This is a genomic window from Ruminococcus sp. 5_1_39BFAA, assembly GCF_964240875.1.
Lineage (GTDB): Bacteria > Bacillota > Clostridia > Lachnospirales > Lachnospiraceae > Blautia_A.
Window position 1 is genome coordinate 104,614 of the sequence record NZ_CAXSVO010000001.1, and the last position, 17,433, is coordinate 122,046.

17 protein-coding genes are annotated in these 17,433 nt (G+C 45.6%); 7 read left to right on the forward strand and 10 right to left on the reverse strand.

Going from position 1 to position 17,433, the window contains the following annotated elements; translation table 11 throughout:
* Positions 1 to 10: 10 nt before the first annotated feature.
* The 8 genes from rsmB to ACESZH_RS00555 form a co-directional block, all read right to left on the reverse strand.
* Entirely contained in the window at positions 11 to 1,363 is a 1,353-nt protein-coding gene (gene rsmB / locus ACESZH_RS00520; RefSeq protein WP_373216058.1) for a 16S rRNA (cytosine(967)-C(5))-methyltransferase RsmB, read from the reverse strand.
* Positions 1,356 to 2,063, reverse strand: coding sequence for a zinc metallopeptidase (locus tag ACESZH_RS00525; protein ID WP_373216059.1), 708 nt, complete (start codon positions 2,061 to 2,063; stop codon positions 1,356 to 1,358). Before ACESZH_RS00525 ends, rsmB begins: the two co-directional genes overlap by 8 nt.
* A 4-nt stretch (positions 2,064 to 2,067) precedes the next feature.
* Positions 2,068 to 3,015 carry a methionyl-tRNA formyltransferase gene (fmt, locus tag ACESZH_RS00530; protein ID WP_373216060.1) on the reverse strand — a complete coding sequence of 316 codons (948 nt, stop codon included), beginning with the start codon at positions 3,013 to 3,015 and terminating at the stop codon, positions 2,068 to 2,070.
* A gap of 8 nt (positions 3,016 to 3,023) precedes the next feature.
* Positions 3,024 to 3,500, reverse strand: coding sequence for a peptide deformylase (gene def / locus ACESZH_RS00535; RefSeq protein ID WP_373216061.1), 477 nt, complete (start codon positions 3,498 to 3,500; stop codon positions 3,024 to 3,026).
* Between the two features lie 98 nt (positions 3,501 to 3,598).
* Positions 3,599 to 5,815: a primosomal protein N' gene (priA, locus tag ACESZH_RS00540; RefSeq protein ID WP_373216062.1), complete on the reverse strand. Its 2,217-nt coding sequence runs from the start codon at positions 5,813 to 5,815 to the stop codon at positions 3,599 to 3,601.
* Positions 5,816 to 5,818: 3 nt separating this feature from the next.
* Positions 5,819 to 7,276 carry a UDP-N-acetylmuramoyl-L-alanyl-D-glutamate--2,6-diaminopimelate ligase gene (locus tag ACESZH_RS00545; protein ID WP_373216063.1) on the reverse strand — a complete coding sequence of 486 codons (1,458 nt, stop codon included), beginning with the start codon at positions 7,274 to 7,276 and terminating at the stop codon, positions 5,819 to 5,821.
* Between the two features lie 73 nt (positions 7,277 to 7,349).
* Entirely contained in the window at positions 7,350 to 9,086 is a 1,737-nt protein-coding gene (locus ACESZH_RS00550) for a hypothetical protein (protein WP_373216064.1), read from the reverse strand.
* A gap of 245 nt (positions 9,087 to 9,331) precedes the next feature.
* Positions 9,332 to 9,886: a PadR family transcriptional regulator gene (locus tag ACESZH_RS00555; protein ID WP_373216066.1), complete on the reverse strand. Its 555-nt coding sequence runs from the start codon at positions 9,884 to 9,886 to the stop codon at positions 9,332 to 9,334.
* Positions 9,887 to 10,005: 119 nt separating this feature from the next.
* Here ACESZH_RS00555 and ACESZH_RS00560 point away from each other — a divergent pair, with 119 nt between their 5' ends.
* The 6 genes from ACESZH_RS00560 (at position 10,006) to ACESZH_RS00585 (ending at position 14,687) form a co-directional block, all read left to right on the forward strand.
* Complete coding sequence (locus ACESZH_RS00560; protein WP_373216067.1) at positions 10,006 to 10,473, forward strand: hypothetical protein; 468 nt, start codon at positions 10,006 to 10,008, stop codon at positions 10,471 to 10,473.
* 13 nt (positions 10,474 to 10,486) lie between these two features.
* A complete protein-coding gene (locus ACESZH_RS00565) occupies positions 10,487 to 10,945 on the forward strand; it encodes a hypothetical protein (protein ID WP_373216069.1) in 459 nt (152 codons plus the stop codon).
* 15 nt (positions 10,946 to 10,960) lie between these two features.
* Positions 10,961 to 11,575, forward strand: coding sequence for an L-2-amino-thiazoline-4-carboxylic acid hydrolase (locus ACESZH_RS00570; RefSeq protein ID WP_373216070.1), 615 nt, complete (start codon positions 10,961 to 10,963; stop codon positions 11,573 to 11,575).
* A gap of 646 nt (positions 11,576 to 12,221) precedes the next feature.
* Entirely contained in the window at positions 12,222 to 12,590 is a 369-nt protein-coding gene (locus ACESZH_RS00575) for a helix-turn-helix domain-containing protein (protein ID WP_373216071.1), read from the forward strand.
* Between the two features lie 335 nt (positions 12,591 to 12,925).
* Complete coding sequence (locus ACESZH_RS00580; protein WP_373216137.1) at positions 12,926 to 13,222, forward strand: PBECR2 nuclease fold domain-containing protein; 297 nt, start codon at positions 12,926 to 12,928, stop codon at positions 13,220 to 13,222.
* Positions 13,223 to 13,751: 529 nt separating this feature from the next.
* Entirely contained in the window at positions 13,752 to 14,687 is a 936-nt protein-coding gene (locus ACESZH_RS00585) for a GTP-binding protein (RefSeq protein ID WP_373216073.1), read from the forward strand.
* A 47-nt stretch (positions 14,688 to 14,734) separates the two neighbouring features.
* Here the strand turns inward: ACESZH_RS00585 and ACESZH_RS00590 are convergent, their stop codons facing one another.
* Positions 14,735 to 15,595 carry a GH25 family lysozyme gene (locus ACESZH_RS00590; RefSeq protein WP_373216075.1) on the reverse strand — a complete coding sequence of 287 codons (861 nt, stop codon included), beginning with the start codon at positions 15,593 to 15,595 and terminating at the stop codon, positions 14,735 to 14,737.
* Between the two features lie 205 nt (positions 15,596 to 15,800).
* On the opposite strand from ACESZH_RS00590, the gene arcC reads away from it, so the two are divergent.
* Positions 15,801 to 16,733 carry a carbamate kinase gene (gene arcC, locus ACESZH_RS00595; RefSeq protein WP_373216077.1) on the forward strand — a complete coding sequence of 311 codons (933 nt, stop codon included), beginning with the start codon at positions 15,801 to 15,803 and terminating at the stop codon, positions 16,731 to 16,733.
* 117 nt (positions 16,734 to 16,850) lie between these two features.
* Here arcC and ACESZH_RS00600 read toward each other — a convergent pair whose 3' ends face one another.
* Positions 16,851 to 17,315, reverse strand: coding sequence for a hypothetical protein (locus tag ACESZH_RS00600; RefSeq protein WP_373216079.1), 465 nt, complete (start codon positions 17,313 to 17,315; stop codon positions 16,851 to 16,853).
* Positions 17,316 to 17,433: the final 118 nt, after the last annotated feature.

Here is a 17,433-nt window from a genome sequence, read left to right on the forward strand (position 1 = left end):
TTTTCTTTTCCTATTTTCTTCTGAATTTTGCAAGAAAGAATCCGTCGGTTTTATGTACTCCCGGCAAAAGCTGCAGATATCCAAGCGCCGTGGTCTCCGAGTGGAGATCCTTTGGCAGACAGGGATCCAGGCTTTCCAGCCGGAATGGGTAATTTTTTAAAAACCACATCATATTTTCTTCGTTTTCTTCCTTTGCAATGGTACAGGTGCTGAAGATCAAGGTTCCCCGGGGCTTTACGTAATTGGAAGCCCGGTCCAGGATCGTCCGCTGAAGGATCACGATCTCATCCTGTTTCTGAGGCGTAACTCTGTATTTGATCTCCGGCTTTTTCCCTATCACACCGTATCCTGAGCACGGCACATCCGCAAGGACGATATCTGCCAAAAGCTCCGAATCCTGGTCAAACAGGGTGGCATCCTGCACTCTTGCCTGAACGTTAATGGAGTTGGTACGCTGGATGTTTTCCTCAATGAGATTCACCTTGTATTGGCTCACATCCCTGGCATCCACTGTACCGAAACCTTCCATTTTATCCCCTATATGAAGGCTTTTGCCCCCGGGCGCGGCGCACACATCGATGACATAATCGCCCTTCTGCGGGTTTGCTGCCTCCGCAACCAGCATGGAGCTTACATCCTGTACCAGGATTTTTCCATTAATAAAGGCATCCAGAGCCAGGATATGGTTAAACCCGGAAATATTATAGGCATATGGCAGATACGGTGCCTGCTCCACCTTTACTCCCTGGCTTACCAGACTCTCATAAATAGCCTTCTGTGAATTTAAGTAGGTCCGGCAGCGCACAGTAGTGGGCTTTTCTTCCAGGAAATCCGCCAGCATTTTCTCTGTGACTTCTTCCCCATAAGCGTCGAGCCAGCGGTTTACAAGCTGCTCCGGCATGGAATACCGGACGGAAAGATAGCGTACCACATTGTCTTCTTTTTTCGGGAACTTCAGGTTGGACATTTCCCGCGACACGGTGCGCAGCACACCGTTTACAAAGGGTTTCAGATTATAAAAGCCCTTTCTCTGAGCCAGCTTTACCGCCTCATTGCACACGGCGCTGTCTGGAACGCTATCCATAAACTTCAACTGGTATACAGCACTTCGTAAGATTTCCCGGATAGCGGGCTTCATCTTATCCACTGTTACCTTGGAAAATGAATCAATAATATAGTCAATCTGAATCCGGTATTCCAGAGTTCCCTCACAGACTCTGGTAATAAAGGCCCGCTCCTGCTTGGGCAGGAACTGGTATTTGGAGAGAGCATTTCGGATCGCAATGTGGCTGTGCTCTCCCTCCTCTTCAATTTGCAGTAATATTTCCAGGATCATCTCTCTGGAATTGATTCCACTAGTCACGGTCTCTACCTCCGGCCAGAATAATCAGCCTCAAAAGCTGTAAAAGGGATGATGCCAAAGCCGCCACATAGGTCAGTGCCGCAGCTCTCAGAACTCTTTTTGCTCCCAGGTTTTCCTCCGCACTGAGGATGCCTGTTGTTTCCAGCATACGCAGCGCCCGTGAGGAAGCGTTGAACTCTACGGGAAGGGTCACAAGCTGAAAGAGAACAGCCAGGGAAAACAACACGATTCCAGCCATGGTCAGGGAGCGGATGGAAAAAATCAACCCTGCCAGAAAAATAGGCCAGGAAAGGGAAGAACCAAAGTTTGCAATGGGCACGATGGCGGAACGCAGGTTCAGTGGTGCATAATTTGCAGCGTGCTGCATGGCATGACCGCACTCATGAGCTGCAACACACACAGACGCTACGGAAGTCTGTCCATACACATCCTGGGACAATGCCAAGCGTTTTGATCTGGGATCATAGTGGTCTGTCAGGCTTCCTCTGACAGGAACGATCTGTACATCGTAAATCCCTGCTGCGTTCAGGATCCGCTGTGCTGCCTGTGCTCCGGTCAAACCGGAATCACTTCTGACACGGCGGTATTTTGAAAAAGTGTTTTTCATTTTTGCTGATGCGAAAAGAGACAGCACCATTCCAATGATCAGTAAAAAGTAGGTAGGGTCAAACCAAAAGCCAAACGGGTATCCATAATACATACAATCACTCCTTATTGTCCGTGAATCTTGTTCCTGTTTCTATGTTATACCCCCTCAAAAAGGCGTCTGCCTCCATACGTTTTTTCCCTTCAAGCTGGACCTCCTGCAGCACAAGCACGTTAGCCCCGCAGGCTACGTGAATGCCCTTCTTGTCAGTGAAAAGCACGGTTCCCGGCTGCGCATCCGTATCAGAGGACTCTTCCACGCAGCTTTTCCATACCTTCAGAGTTTTGCCATTCAGGAAGGTGTAGGCGCTGGGCCATGGATTCATACCCCGTACCAGCCGCTCCAGCTCATGGGCGCTTTTTGTAAAATCCAGCCCTCCCATCTGCTTTGTGATCATTGCCGCATAGGGAGTGGGACTTTCCTCCGGCTGTTTTTCGTACACAGCCGTGCCGTCAAAAATATGCGGGAGTGTTTCCACCAGTAAGTCTGCCCCGGCCTGGGACAATTTATCAAAAAGACTTCCTCCTGTTTCCTCCGGAGTAATGGGTACTATCACTTTGGAAATCATATCTCCTGTGTCAATGCCCTCGCCCATTTTCATGATCGTGACACCCGACTCTTTTTCCCCATCGATCACCGCATGCTGGATAGGCGCCGCTCCACGGTATTTCGGCAAAAGAGATGCGTGTATATTGATACAGCCATACTTTGGCAACTCCAGAATACTTTTGGGAATGATCTGTCCAAATGCCGCCACCACGATCGCATCCGGAGCAAGCTCACGAAGCACTTCCTGAAATTCAGGAGCCCGCACCTTTGCCGGCTGAAATACAGGAATGTTATATTTTAATGCTTCCTCTTTTACAGGGGTAGGCATCAGTGCTTTTCCTCTTCCCTTTGGCTTATCGGGCTGTGTCACAACCCCAGCCACCTCATATCCTGCTTCTGCTATTGCCCGCAAAGGCGCTACGGCAAAATCAGGAGTTCCCATATAAACAATTCTCATGCCTGATCTTATTCCTCCTCATCGTCATAGGTTACGCGGTGAAGCTCACCTTCCACCAGACGGGTGTACATTTTTCCGTCCAGATGCTCAATCTCATGACAGAATGCACGGGCCAGGAGCTCTTCTCCCTCATACTCCACTTCATTCATATCCAGATCCAGTGCCTTCACTTTCACATAATTGGGACGGGTCACCTGACCGGACATCCCCGGGACGCTTAAACAGCCCTCTTCTCCCGTCTGCTCACCTGCTCTTTCCACAATTTCCGGATTGACCAATATAATAGGACCTTCCCCCACATCGATCACTGCAATGCGTTTCAGGATTCCCACCTGAGGCGCAGCCAATCCTACACCGCAGGCATCGTACATGGTTTCCAGCATGTCCCCAACCAGCTCGCGGATACGGGGCGTTATCTCCTCAACAGGTCTGCATTTTTTTGATAAAACAGAATCTCCCTCTGTTCTGATGGTTCTCAGTGCCATTTTTTCCATCTTCCTTTCTTAATATATCAATGTATTGTGTAATTATTATGAAAAATTGTGCAATTATGTAAATTATAACAGCCAGGTTGGCTGCCCATTTACGAAAAATCAAATTGTATATATATTTTCCGGAACCCGGAATTGATTTCTATGTATTTTTCCAGCTTGTCCTTTACAGCTACAAGCTGCCTGTAATCCAAGTGTTTCAGGTAAAGCACCCTTCGGTAAATATCCTTCACCTTTCCCACCGATGCCGCCGCAGGTCCGATCACATGCAGATCACTGCCGGAATACACTTTATGGACAAAAAGCTGCAGATAGTGCATAGCCTGCTCCAAAAGCTCCTCATCGCCGCAGGACCCAAGCACAGCCAGCATATGGGCTGACGGCGGATAATCCAGAAGGGTCCGGTAGCTGATCTCCTCCTGATAAAACGCGGGATAATCCTGCACTGCTGCCGCCTGAATGCTGTAATGTTCCGGATTGTACGTCTGTATCACAGCATGTCCGGGGCTTTCCCCTCTGCCCGAACGCCCCACTGCCTGGGTAAGAAGCTGAAAAGTACGTTCCCCGCAGCGGTAATCCTCTGCATTCAGGGAAAGATCCGCCGCAATGACCCCCACAAGAGTTACATGCGGAAAATCATGCCCCTTCACGATCATCTGGGTCCCGATCAGAATATCAGCCTGATGAAACGCAAAGGCTGACAGTATCTTTTCATAACTGCCCTTTGTCCTGGTGGTATCAAAGTCCATCCGCAGGACCCGGGCATGGGGAAAATCTTTTTTGATCACCTGCTCAATCTGCTGGGTTCCTGCCTTAAAGCCGCCAATATAAGGCGAGCCGCACACCGGACATTTTTCCGGCTTTAATGTCTCGTAGCCGCAGTAATGGCACACAAGCCGCCGATTGTTATGCTCGGATAAGGAAACATCGCAATGGGGACATTTCATCACATGTCCGCAGGAGCGGCAGGAAACAAACCCTGCATAACCTCTCCTGTTTAAAAAAAGCATTGCCTGCTCTTTTTTTTCCAGACAGTCTCCTATGGCTGTTTTTAATTCCCGGCTGAGTACGGAGCGGTTTCCTTCTTTTAATTCCCTGCGCATATCCACCACAGATACCTGCGGCAGTTTCCGTTCCTGGAAACGGACATCCAGCCTAACCAGCGCATATTCCCCGGAAAGCGCTCTGCTGTAGGCTTCCAGCGAGGGGGTCGCAGATCCCATAAGCACCCTGGCACCTTCCATTTCCGCTCTTTTTACAGCAGTCTCACGGGCGTGATACCTGGGACTGTTCTCACTTTTGTAGGTAGGCTCATGCTCCTCATCGATCACGATCAGTCCAAGATTGGGAAAAGGCGTAAACAGTGCGGACCGCGGTCCCACCATCACCTGGATTTCTCCCCGCTTTGCCCTTTTGAACTGGTCGTAACGCTCCCCCTGGGAGAGGCGGGAGTTTAAGACAGAAACCTTATCCCCAAATCTGCCGTAAAAACGCCGGACAGTCTGATAGGTCAGGGCAATTTCAGGAATCAGCACAATGGCCTGTTTCCCCTGGGCTGTCACCTGTTCGATCAGTTCCATGTAAACCTGGGTCTTGCCGCTTCCCGTCACGCCGCAGAGAAGAATGGGGCGGGATGCCCCCTCCCACTCCCGGCGTATCTGCTCTGCAGCCTGTTTCTGCGGCAGAGACAGAGGGCTTTTCTCTTCTCTTGGAATGTTTTTTCCATCCAGGGGCATACGGAAAATTTCATCCGTCTCAACCTGTATGATGTTATTTTCTTCAAAATATTTCAGCACAGAGGCAGTTGCGCCCAATTCCTTCGCCGCCCCGGATGCCTCTATCCTGTTATTCTCCAGAAGTGCTTCCAGCAGACGGATTCTGGCTTTGAACCGTGTGTTTTTCAGTTCTTCCAGATGTTTTTCCGCCTCTTCCCTGGAAATATTCAGCACAATGTACCTTTTTTCTTTTGCCTTTATTTTGTTCTGGATGGGAAGGACAGTTTTTAACGCCTGTATCATGGTAGAACCATAATTTTCCTTCATCCAGGCCGCAAGGGCAATGAGCTTTGACTCCGTAGTTTCCTCGTCATTGCAGATTCCGGCAACCTCCTTGATGCGGCGGCTGTCAAATTTTGTTTCCTTTGAGATTCCCACTACGTAGCCCTTGCGCATATGGTTTCCATTTCCAAAAGGAATGGAAACCACCATTCCCACCTGGATCTCTCCTTCCAGCTCCGCCGGTATCCGGTACTGAAAGGTCTTATCCAGTTTTTCGTGAGAAATATCTATAATAATGTCTGCATATGTCATGTTCTACCTTCCGGCCAGAATATCTGCAATCAGGACGCGCTCGTCCATGGGATATTTCTTTCCCTTTATCTCCTGATAATCCTCATGGCCTTTTCCTGCAAGGACAATGATGTCTCCCGGCTCGCCGTGATGGATCGCGTATGCAATGGCCTCCTTACGGTCAGGAATCTCCACATATTTGCCGTCCGTTTTTGCCATTCCCACTTTGATATCGTCAATGATCGCCTGAGGCTCCTCGTTACGCGGATTGTCAGAGGTGATGATCGTCAGATCCGCAAGACGGCCCGATACCTCTCCCATTTCATAACGGCGCAGCTTGGAACGGTTTCCCCCGCAGCCAAACAGACATACAAGCCTGTGGGGATCGTATTCCTTAAGGGTGGAAAGCAGGCTTTCCAGCGCCATAGCATTGTGCGCGTAATCTATCATTAGGGTAAACTCATCTGACACCTTGATCATCTCGATACGGCCTTTTACTTTTGCCACCTTCAAGGCTTTGATAATATTGTCCTGGGAAACCCGGAAATGGCGGCAGATGGCAATGGCTGTCAGGGAATTATAGATACTGAATTTTCCGGGAATATCAATTTCCACGGAAAAGTCCATAAGCCCTTTCACATGGTATGCGATTCCAAGATATCCCTTTCCGCCCACCAGTCTGGCATCCTCGGCACGCAGATCTGCTTCCGGGGAAAAGCCATAGGTTTCCAGTGTACAGGTATGACCCTCTATAATTTTCTCAAAGTGCTCATCATCCCGGTTGACGATTCCCACGCGGCACTGCTTCAAAAGCAGGGCCTTACAGGAAAGATAATGGTCGAAATCCCTGTGCTCATTAGGTCCAATGTGATCCGGCTCAATATTGGTAAAAATACCAAAGTCAAAAACAAATCCCTGGGTGCGGTGCAGCATTAAGCCCTGGGAGGATACCTCCATAACCACGCAGTCACAGCCTGCATCCACCATTTCCCGGAAATATTCCTGAATCACATAAGATTCCGGTGTGGTATTTGCGGCAGGGATCACTTTTTCCCCAATGATTGCCTCGATGGTACCGATCAGTCCCACCTTATATCCTGCATTTTCCAGGATGGATTTCACCATATAGGTTGTGGTGGTCTTTCCTTTTGTTCCGGTAATACCAATGGTTTTCAGTTTTTCTGCCGGATGGCCGAACCACGCTGCTGAAATAAACGCCATGGCATAACGGGTATCTGATACCTGGATCACCGTCACATCATCCGGCGCTTCCACAGGTTCCTCTACAACCAGTGTTTTTGCTCCCTTCTCCACTACATCAGGGACAAACTTGTGTCCATCCGCCACTGCACCTCTGATGCAGATAAACAGGCAGCCTGGAACAACCTTTCTGGAATCGTAAACAACTGCTGTTACCTCCTGCTGTGCATCTCCCTGCAGGCAGGTATACTCCAAACGTTCTAATAAGGATGATAATTTCATTATACACTCCTCCATTGTATTCACTTTGAAATCATGATACTCCTTTATAGAATAGCACACCCAAGCCGCCATTTCAACGTTTCCTTTTTCCTTTCTCACCCCTTCTCCACTCTGTGAAAAGCCGGATCGATGCTGCTGCGGAAATGAATACAGAACACAGAAGCAAGGCTTCAAACAGCGCTTTGTGCGAGTTGTCCCCTGTTTTGGGGCTGGTTCGTGAAGTCTGATAAGTATTAACGGTGTCACTGCCTCCAGTCAAGGCTTCGGATGGCGTTTTACTTGGCTCCGCTTTCACTTTTACTTCTGCCTGGGAACGAAGAGCCTGATCTTCTCCGGTTTCGTCTGTTACCACAATAACCTGATTGATCAGGCTATTATCCGTTATCGTGTCAGGCAAAATTACAGAGGCTTTCAGGTTCACACAATCCCCGGGAGGAATCTGCGGAATCCTGGCCTGTGTTTTTGTACTGTTCAGTTCTATTCCTTCTTTCTCCTCAAACTGTGCCCGGATATTAGAATGAAGAAACCGTTCCGTGCTGATAACAGAATGAAGGGTCCGTTCCCCTGTGTTGCGGATACATATCTGATAGGTGATCGTATCTCCCGGTCCGGCCTCCTCACAGTCAGCCGTTTTATCTACAGTAAAAGCTGCCCTTAGAGGTGCAATGACAACAGGGAGCACAGCTTCCCGTACCAGAAGCTCTCCATTGTTTTCAGCAACTCCGCTGTCATCAAATGGATTGTTTGCTTCCCCATTTTGACCGGGATAAAGGGTGGAGGCCGTGACCATAGCTGTCGCAGAGCCGCTTTGATCTTCCTCTGTTTTTACAGAAAAGGTCAGTGTTTTGGTTTCTCCCTTTGCCAATCTGGTCACTACAGCCTTACTATTCTCTATTACCAGATTATTCTCGCTTTCCCACAAGGGTTCCAGTTCCATAGGCGCAAACGCTGCCGTAAAACTGATATTCTCAAGGGTAATTTCCCCTGTATTCTCCAGGAGCAACTGATAATAGAGTCTCTGTCCCGCCTTTGCTTCTTCCTGCTGCGCTTCCAGTGCGACAGAAAAATCAACCCGGGCAGCATCCAGCTCCAGCAAAGCCGACTCTGCATATGCCAAAAGTTCCGCCGTCCCTTCTCTTTCTTCCATTATAAAGGTTCCCGCCGCGCAGAGTCCTCCAATTTCCCCGCTTTTTTCCAAAGGCGCATCCTGGCTCACCGGAAATACGGATGCGGCTGCCGGATATCGGTATTCCTGGCGCAGCACCACCGGAATTGTAAGCTGCCAGGAATCCTCTGTCCTCACAGGGCAGGATATACAGGTGATCGTTGTTTCCCGTCCCTCTTGATTGGTAACCGGAATTTCCCGGGTGGTCCAGCCTTCCGGGAACGTATACTCTGATTCATCCAAAAGGAAATATTCCGATAAATACATAACAAACACAGGCTCCCTGCTCAGAGCATCTGTTGCTTCGTATTCTGCCATTCCTTCGTCCGAAAATCCGGCAGCTTCCCCAACTTCCTCCGCATATGTATTCTCCTCTTCCAAAGTATCCGGCTCTGGCTCCGCCTCCAGGGTTTCTGTTTGCTCAGCCACATACAGCCTTTCAAGCCCCGTCACCTCCACGCGGACAGCTCCTTTCCAGTTCTCCCGGTCAGTCCAGACAGCTGTTTGGGTCAGCGCAATCCCTCCTGTCTCAGCACCTGCCGCTGTCACTCCCGCCGGTTCTCCCGCACAGCTCATTATGGCTCCTGCCAGCAAAACAGCAGCCAAGCCTGCACTTGCCCTCTTACTTCCTATTCTGTTTTTCATACTTTCAGTCTCCTTTCGTGAAATTTTCAAATATGTTTTGGATATTTACGCCGACCCGGCGCAGAAGAATGTTTTCGTTTTCGCAGAATGCAAAAACGAGATATGTTTACTATATTGCAAGTTTTATCCAATTGCAAGAGCTTATTAAAATTATGAATTTCTTTTAGAAATGATTTAGAAATTTTCGATTTCTTTTAGAAAGGCGATGGAAATATTGATTTATAGCTATTTTACAACAGCCGTCGCTATTCGCAGTAGCGGCGGCTATTTTCTTCTGAACAGTTGGCAAGTAAGCGTTTTGTTCCTGTTATTTCGGCATCTACCAAATCAATCATTCTTTTTACATTTGCAACATGATAAGCAGAAACTTCATTCTCCCACAATGGATTAACTTGTTTTTCAATCCCTGCACGGTATTTTTGCAGGATTTCAAGGCGTTTCTCCAAAAGTTCATGCTGTTCATCGGGGGGAAATGTACTCAGAAAAAAAGCGGCAATGGAAAAGATGTTTGTATCATAGTTGAATTGTAAAATAGATTCTTTGAGAGTATCTATAAACTTATCTTTCCCAGTGTCTGAAAGGTTGTAAACAGTACGGTCCGGCATATTTCCTACTTTTTCGGTAGTACCTGATATATACCCCTTTTTTTCCAGAGCTTTTAAGGTAGAATATACCGTTGAATCAGCAATATTAAACCACCATTTTACATTCATGTAGTTTAAGCGTTTGATTATTTCGTATGCGTTAAGTGGCTTTTCATAAATTAGCCCTAAGAGCATTGTGGCAGGCTTTGATAACATCTGGCTTCCTCCTTGACATTCAATTGTATTTATAGTACTTTATATATAAAGTACTATAAATATCAACTATAGTATAACACAATCAAACAAAAAATGAAATAGCGACAAAGGAGGTTTTTATGCCACAACTTAATAAAGGCGGTAAATTCATATTCGGACTTTCAGTCATACATCCCGATTCAACAATACATTTTCCGCCGCAAGCATTGTCAGAGTATAATGCTACACAGGACGGAAAAGTTATTATTTTTACAGGAAGCAAGATAACAGGGGGATTCTGCGTTACTACATATTCGCTGCTGTCAAATTCAAAACTTAAGCATATTTTGGAGGAATGTCCAAAGTTAAGAGATTGCCAGCTTTCAGAGGGTGAATTTATCCAATATAAAGGACGTAAATATGCTTGGCTTGGTATTGATAAAAGTGGTGTAATTAAAATGCCGCAAAGCGCCTTATCCATTTTAAATCTGCAATCCGGAATGGAATTGTTATCTATTCGCAGCAGTGATATTGCCTTTACAATGGGCGCAAAAGGACCGCTGTTGGAAAAAGCCCATAGCTTTCAAGGGGACATAGAGAGATATTAGGGCGGAGGATGAAATGAGAAACATAGCAGACAATCGACTGTTTAATATAATTTTGTTATTCACCATCACAGGCGAATTTTTTCTTCCGTGGATATTGGAACAATTTTATGTTGAATACAACGGCAAGATAATGGTTATAAGTGCTTTAGGAAGTCCGCAAAGCCCTGTCCGACTTGTTTATAATTTATGGCTTATCTGGCTTGGCGGTGGTGCTGCAGTCGGTTTTATGGCTTTATTGTTTTTTCCACTGTTAAATGGAATTATATCATTTAAGCAAAAGGACATAATTGGGGGTATCGTCAGTATAAGCTCATTTGTTTTATCGCTTGTTTTCTTTGCCTGTTTTGTTATGGGAGATAAGGAACAATTTCAAAACACCTTTTTGAAGTATGAAGGATTACGGGAACGGCTCACTTTATTTTGTATGTATGTTCCCTTTATTTATAGGGCTATTGGCAATTTATTAAACTAAATGGAGATCGTAATTATGGACTACAGAGAAACAAATCTTAATTTTCTATGCGACGATTTAATCAAGGACTATGGGAAAGAACAAGGCGAGTTGCTTTATGCTTTAATATGCGAAAAGTATGCTGATTTGTGCCAGGGAGAAATACAATTTGATAATAGCGAGATGAACGAGCATATTTTTAAGAGATTATTGCCAACGATCGGCGCGTATATAACTCTTATAGAAAATGGTTTTACCCAAAAAGAAGCACTCATGATTACACATAAAGAAATACAGCGTAATGCCCGCTACAAGGCAAAAGAAAATGCTCAGCTCACAAAAATGCCGTTTACATATGGCTTATTCAAACTGTTTGCCAAATCACATATGAAGAAAAAGTATCCGATGGAAGGTTTTACGGTGGAATGGAAAAGATGTGATGCTAAGGAAATCCATTTCGATATAGTTCATTGCATTTACAAAGATATGTGCGAAAAATATCATTGCCCAGAGCTTTGTACGGTTTTCTGCCAAAGTGATATAACAGCCTTTGCAGGATATGAACCCAAGATTAGATTTGAAAGATCAGGAACAATAGGGGAAGGGGCTAAACGTTGTGATTTCCATTTTTATTCATGGAAAACCAGTTAATAAACGATTTAGAAATTTTCGATTTCTTTTAGAAAAGCGACACACTTTGCACACATTTAACCGATATAATAGGTCTTGGATAGATGAAAAACCACTCTCTATCTCCCCCCTCAAAAAAAATAACGGAAACTGGGCACTTCGCGTATGCGGGTGCCCTTTTCTGTGACTAACCTGTGACTAACCGCATTGAACTATTATTTATTAAATCTATCTTATTATATTCAATTCAATCTTCCATTTTCGTCTATTAAGCGCTGTGCAATTTTATATGGCAACATATCACCTGTTCAGGTTTACCTCCTTGTGACAGGTATCGGACTCTGCCCGCTTTGGCACGCCTTATACTAAGGCTGTAAATAATTTGATGAGTCCTGAATTGCTTTGGTCGGCGTCGGGACTTTTTTAATACATGTTTGGTATGTAGTGATGACGGCCAAGAGGAAGATATCTTTTAGGTTGTGCATTCTTCTATCTCCTTGCCTATGTGCTTGTAATGATTTCTTTCATCCCATGTCTATTGTTATTAGCACTATTATACGTCCATAAGCTAACTCAGCCAAGAGATTTTTATTGATTTTAGCACTTTTTTTGTTAACATTAGCACTTTTTCGTGGTATATTAAAATAAATCAATTGGAGGTGAGAATTTGAAAGACCGTATAAAAAGGATCAGAAAATATTTCGGACTTACGCAACAAGGGTTTGCCAATAGGTTAGGATTAAAAAGAAATAGTGTTGCCAACTATGAAATTGGGCGAAATACTCCGATGGATCCTATTATTAATTCGATATGCAAGGAATTCGGTGTAAATGAAGTGTGGCTTCGTACTGGCGAGGGTGGCGATGAAAACATGCTTACTAAAGTCAATGATGATCGTTTCTCCTTGAATCTTGGTAAGTTAAGCACTACTGAAAATCAAATGGTTAAAAATATGTTGAACGCCATCGCTGAGGCTTCGCCAGAAAAGCTCAAATATATAGAAGAATTTATGAAAGAATGTTTAGGCCTCAAATAAAAAGAGCCAACCTATTGGTCAGCTCCGGTAATTCATCATAGAAATGCAATATATTCTTCAAACAAGCGTTCTGATCCATTTAGTTACAGCCATATTTTACGCGATTATATTTTATCTTGCTTTTCATATGGCAGATTTTTGGTCTTTTAGGAGTTTTTTTGAAAATTTAATATTTAAAAGAGGGTGAAACTATCCGATCTGTATCACAACTAAATACTGAAATCTTCTCTGATTCGGAAAAATTTGTTTCCATCGGTCGTATACGCCCCGATATAATCGCTTCGGTTGTTGACAGATATCCCGAATTTTCCGATAAGCTTTCTTCCGAAACAGATATTATTTTTTGGCACGACCGTATAAAGCATACAGAACGCCACAAAAAAGATTTTTCTTCCCCTGAAGAATATGCAAAATGTTTCCTACATATTCCTGATATCATCAAACATCCTGATTATATCAGCATACATCCAAATAAGGACAGCATATCATTTATTAAAGATTATGCTGACCATACCTCTGTTGCAATCCGTATATCTCTGGACGGAAAACTTGCGTATCGGACAATGTACCCACTGCGGGACTCGCAGCTTGAAAACTACATAAAAAATGGACGTGCATGGAAATGCCGATAAATCTATTGACTTTTTAATATAAAAAATGTATGATAATTATGCAAACGGACATATTGTAAATTAAGATAGATTATTCAAGGATAGAACAGGCAGCTATCACGCCCACGAGGTCTTAAAGAGATGTCGGATTGCCACCCGGCTGAATAATCTGTCTTTTTTATTACACTGCCTATAGGGCATTAAAGAAGACAGAAGTCATTATGAAAAGACCTCACAGAAATGTGAGGTCTTTTACGCTCTTTCGCCTTTGATTATTTATCCATTTATGACCTTGAACGATGACACGGAAATTGTACACTCATGAAGACGGCATTCCAGAACGGCCGCAAGCATTATGCTATGTAGACGCATGGATCAGAGGTTTTACAGTGTTGACAGCGTATAAGGCTGGCAACTATTACCCAGGCTATGAAAAAACCTTATAGATTGCAGATACCGATAATTTGGATTTTCTCCTCTGCGCCATGCCGGAGGCGTTGCAAAATAATGTAAACTGTAAACATCAAACAAACTCAATAAGGAGAAGATTATGGTACAGGTAGATTTAATCACTGGTTTTCTCGGAGCAGGCAAGACGACTTTTATTCATAAATATATTGCATACCTAAGCCGCCGCGGTCAGAGAATCCGTGTCATTGAAAACGAATTCGGCAGTATCGGTGTTGACCGCACGCTTCTTCGGGATGATGACTGCGACATCAGCGATCTGACTGGTGTATGTATGTGCTGTAAAGGAAAAGATCTGTTCAAAAAAATGCTGATTCAAAGTGCTGTCCAGGGATATGACAGAATTCTCGTGGAGCCGTCAGGCATCTATGATGTGGACGAATTTTTTGCCGTCATGTCTGCGGAAGAAGTGCGCGAACACTGCCGGATCGGCAGCATTCTGACCATCGTAGACGGGCAGATGGACGAAGGACTCACAGAAGAAGCAAAATACCTGATGTTTTCCCAGCTTCTGGCAGCAGGAACCGTGATCATAAGCAAGGCCCAGTTGTTTCCCGAAGCTGTGCTCGGCAAAACCATCGGACAGTTAAACCTGCTGCTCACACAGTATGGCAGCCCACAGCCTCTCGGAGACGATCTGTGCACAAAAAACTGGGACGACTTTACCGATGAAGATTTTGCTGCCTTCCAGCAGAGCGGCTTCAGGATTCTTGAGCATCAGCGCAATACCATGGAGCACGACATTATTTTCCATGTAAAAGAAACCGCTGATTACTGCGAGAATATCCGGGATTTGGAGGTACGCTTGAGAAACCTGTTTTCCTGTGCAGACTTCGGACGTGTTCTTCGTGTAAAAGGACATATCCAGGATTTGGACAAAAACTGGTATGAAGTCAATTGCGCAAAAGACGCATTCAGCATCCGCCCCTGCAAGATCAAGCGTGGTCTTCTGGTCATTATCGGTCAGGAGCTGAATGAACCCGCGTTAAGGCAGGTATTTATTCCCAGAAAAATATAGCCAACTGATGAAGCAAGCTGCTCCGGATAACTTCCGGAGCAGCGCTTTTACCGGAATGTATTTGCCTTCATATGCTCCGCCACCGCCGTCCAGCTTTTGGTACCGCAGATGCCGTCCGGATCAAGTCCGGTATTCTTCTGAAATGCCCGAAATACCCGGATATCCTCATCTCTCCAAAATCCGGTCACCGGTGTGCCGATCATGGTCTGCAGCATTCTGACCGCAGTGCCCTGATACTCCTTTCGTATCACAGGCAAACGCAAGGTAAGGGCATTTGTCACTTCCGCCCGTTCTCTTTGCTCCCCGTCCTTTTCGCCTGCGTAATCCTTATAAAATATATCTAAATCCACATTTCCTGCAATGCCGGGAATCCGCCCCTTTGAGCTATACTGCCACCCGACTCCCGCTGAAGGACGCAGGCTTTCCACAAGGATTCCCTGATCATCGGCCGGATATGCGGCCAGCCAAAAATCATAGGGGAGCTTTGCTGTATCCAGCACATTCTTATACCAGTCAAGGTTGCAGTAAATTCCCACCTGATACCCTGCCAGCCTCACTTTTTCCAGAAATACCCCGGCAATCTCCGTGACAGCTTTTGTACCAAGCTCCCTCTGTTCACTCCATTCCATATCATAGAATACCGGATATTCCATCTTCCTTCCCTCCAATGCTTCAAGAGTTTTATCCGCTTCTGCCCTTGCCTCCTCCGGCGTTTTGGCATAACTGAAGGTGTACCCGCCTACCGGGATTTCATTTTCTGCACATTCCTGATAATTATATGCAAACGAGGCATCTATCCCGTCATATTGGTAGATACGCAGGATGGCAAATTCGATTCCGGCCCTCTTTACCTCACTCCAATCCGGCTTTCCCTGATAGCTTGAAACGTCAATTCCTTTCCATTCCATAGTCCTGTTGCCTTTCTTTTTTTACCTTGATCATAGCTTCTTTTTATAATATGACAGAAATTCAATTGCGGTCCATCACGCAAGAGCCTATTGCAATTCCAGACCTTGTCTTTTATAATAGTACGTATCGGAACCTGCAGGTTACATTTACAGCGGGGTTCCACATATTGCAATCACATTATCCGAGAGAAATGAGGTATCTCCTATGAGTGAAAAAATCGTAGTAGTTGCATTAGGACACAGAGCTTTGGGAACCACCCTTCCGGAGCAGAAGGTTGCCACCAGACAGGCAGCCAAAGCTATTGCAGACCTTGTGGAAGAAGGTGTGCGCGTAGTAATCTCCCACAGCAACGGCCCGCAGGTTGGCATGATCCACACTGCCATGAACGAATTTGGAAAGGCACATCCTGATTATACATTTGCACCCATGTCTGTGTGCTCCGCCATGAGCCAGGGTTATATCGGCTATGACCTTCAAAATGCCATCCGTGCGGAATTTTTGAGCCGCGGCATCTATAAACCAGTCAGCACCGTGCTCACCCAGGCAGTGATCGATCCTTATGATGAAGCGTTTGCAGAGCCTGAAAAGATTATCGGTCGTATTCTCACTGCGGAAGAGGCGGAAGCGGAGGAAGAAAAGGGAAATTATGTCACAGAGCTTCCCGAAGGCGGTTTTCGCAGGATTGTAGCAGCTCCCGTGCCGCTGCGTATTGTGGAAATTGAAACCATTCGTACCCTGATCGATGCTGACCAGGTTGTTATCGCAGCAGGCGGCGGTGGAATCCCTGTTATGGAGCAGGGCATTGAACTCCACGGTGCCAGTGCGATCATTGAAAAAGATCTGGCAAGCGGACTTATGGCAGAGGACTTAAATGCCGACACTTTGATGATCCTCACCAGCGTTGAAAAAGTAAGCCTGAATCTTGGCCAGGACAACGAAAAATTCCTGGACACTATCACGGTAGAAGAAGCAAAGAAATATATGAATGAAAACCAGTTCGCTCCCGGCTCTATGCTTCCTAAATTCGAAGCAGGCATTTCCTTCATCGCCAGGGGAGAAGGCCGCCGCACTATCATTACAGATATCCAGCACGCAAAGGACGGCTATCGGGAAAAAACCGGGACGATCATTAAATAAGTCTTTTCATTCTGGTCAAAGTAACATTTTCACGTATGACAAAACGGCTGTACAGGAGTGATCATTCTCCTGCACAGCCGTTCATTTATTTTCCATTCCGTTTTTTCCCGAAACGCCTTACCGCCTGTAATGCTCTTTTCTCTTCCCGATCCTTAATTTTCCATAAAGGAACCATAAAACCCACACCGCACCATAGCAAATAGAAAACTGTACCACATACACCAGGAACACGTAGGGAAGTGTTACGTTTTCCCGGGTCAGCATGATCTCTGCGTCAGCCGAGATTTTTTCTATCTGTTCATCAAGAGCTTCTGTTTCCTCTGCTGAAATCCTGTACCAGCTCGCATTCTTCTCATTCTCCACCAGAACAATGTAAGAACCGTTCACACAATCAATCTGAACCACGCTGCCGTCTTCCGCTCCTTTTTGCAGTTCCTCTATCGTAATGCTTTCCTCAGGATGCATAGAACGCCAGGACAGACATGTAAAGGCCAGGGCTATCGCCAGAATCGTAGCGCCTACTACCAGCCATTTTTTCTTAAACCTTTTGCCCTTTTCGGCATCCTTTTCTACAGTGCTCATGTCTGTTCTCCTTTCCGTCAATCCCTTCTGCTGTTTTATGTATGCTACACAGTAGTGCGTTTTTTGCATTTCTCTCCACGGAGCATTCCCTACCGTTGCTTTGCCTTCCGCCATATTT